This window comes from Candidatus Symbiopectobacterium sp. NZEC135 (assembly GCF_025962695.1).
Genome location: NZ_JAGFPF010000331.1, coordinates 1 through 1,763 on the forward strand (window position 1 = coordinate 1; position 1,763 = coordinate 1,763).

Annotated in this window: 3 protein-coding genes and 1 pseudogene; all 4 read right to left on the minus strand. The window is 39.7% G+C overall.

Annotated features, from left to right (window positions below; all coding sequences use genetic code 11):
- A partial coding sequence (locus J5224_RS26510) for an acyltransferase family protein (protein WP_264628153.1) occupies positions 1 to 758 on the minus strand: 758 nt, incomplete at its 3' end.
- Between the two features lie 172 nt (positions 759 to 930).
- Positions 931 to 1,077 (minus strand): hypothetical protein, encoded by a 147-nt coding sequence (locus J5224_RS26515; protein ID WP_264628154.1) that lies wholly within the window; start codon positions 1,075 to 1,077, stop codon positions 931 to 933.
- Positions 1,078 to 1,221: 144 nt separating this feature from the next.
- Positions 1,222 to 1,410, minus strand: coding sequence for a DinI-like family protein (locus J5224_RS26520; protein WP_264628155.1), 189 nt, complete (start codon positions 1,408 to 1,410; stop codon positions 1,222 to 1,224).
- A gap of 178 nt (positions 1,411 to 1,588) precedes the next feature.
- Positions 1,589 to 1,763, minus strand: a pseudogene (locus J5224_RS26525) (ABC transporter permease subunit); the annotation flags it as partial.

Below are 1,763 nucleotides of genomic sequence, written 5' to 3' on the forward strand. Positions count from 1 at the left end.
ATTGACAATAACATCATCAAAAATCCGATTATTGTTAAGCTATTTTTAATAGTTAGATGATTTTTATCATCACGCACTATCTCACCAATTTTCATTGATCTTTTAACTGACAAAATGCCAATGATAGAACCAATTAATAGCTCACCAGCTCTGCCTGTGATAAGTGAATAGTAATTATACTTGGTTAAAAATGCTGATAGCGGTGACAGTTGCGCCAGTGAAAATGAGATGAACGCAATTAGCCCAAGCGTCACTAAAATTTTTGAACGATTAAATCTTAATCTAAAAAAAAAGAATAATAAAAAAGGCAGTGCAATATAAAACTGCTCTTCAACGGCTAAGCTCCAGGTATGTAGTATTGGCATATCTGTTGCCGATGAATCCCAATAGCCACCTGTATTATAAGCAAACCACATATTTTCCCAAAAGAAAGTGGTTGACTTTAAACTCTCCATAAACAGCGTGAAATCATTCGGCAATAACACATACCACGCTGCAAAAGTCGTGCAGAACATGACCACAAAAAAGACCGGTAAAATGCGGTTAATTCTTCTCTGATAAAAAGATTTAAAGCTAAACTCTTTGTTTAAGATGTCGGTGTAAATAATTTTAGTGATTAAATAACCCGATATTACAAAGAAAATATCAACGCCAATAAAGCCACCGTGAAGCCAGTGCGGATTTAAATGAAAAGCGATAACGGATAAAACGGCAATGGCTCGAAGGCCATCAATATCGGGACGATAGTTTATATTCATAGGATAAAATAAACGAGTGAAAAAAAAGGAGGGTCAATGTAAATAATTAGATTTCACTTTAACAGATGATTCTTAACGAATCTACTTTTTGTGAAAGGATATCGTTAAGAATGCGTCATTTTTTGATTTTGATAGTGGTTTGGTGCTGAAAAGGTATTTCGTTTTTGATTTGTTAACGTGAGGGAGCGAGTAACAAACCTCGTCGCTCGGCAATAATGTCGAGCGCATCTTCCAGCGTGAATACCAGATCAGGATGGATGGTCCAGGCATCGTTACCAGTCACCAGAAGAACGACATAGAACCCAGAGTCTTCGATCACGGCGTAAAACCCTTCCGGGCACAGTATGAGTTTGTCATTGCTAGCAAGTACGCAGATTGTCGTTCCTTGAAAATCTGTTTTGATCATCAGCGGATTTCGGCTCCTATCTCATGCATCTTGTTAACGACACGCTGTAACCCATCATCAGATAGTGCAAGCTGTGCCGCCATATAAAACAGGATATACCGTCAGTCCGTCGCGACCCGCCCTACGCACCGTTAACTTGCAATCTGGGTACCGCGCAGCCAGTCGGCGGCCAAACTCTTTTTGCAGCGCTTCAGCGGCACCGTTGGGTAACGTCTTCTCTTTGGCGATCGTGCCTTCGACTTTCATGGTGGGCTCGCATGTAGATATTAATTAACTGTTTTTATATACAGTAATTATCATGCAATGAGGAGTCAAAGTATTTCACATTCAGTGTAAAACACTTGTGTGTTTTATAATGATTAATTCAAATTAAAAAAAACTCAATTCATTGATAATTAATAAATTTTTAATTTAATGAAATAATTTATCGAAGGGCATACCATTCCTTGTGTTTCAGTGAATTCGCCATTGCGCCCCAAATATCGGACAGCACATTGACCGTAATCACCATCGCCCCGACCACCATAACCCCGGCGGAGATAGCGGAATAATCCTGCTGGCGAATGGCATCCACCAGCCAGCGCCCTATACCGGGCCAA

What these genes read in the sequence shown, in the direction of transcription:
- J5224_RS26520 (WP_264628155.1), bottom strand. Translation starts at nt 1,410, where the DNA reads ATGAAAGTCGAAGGCACGATCGCCAAAGAGAAGACGTTACCCAACGGT.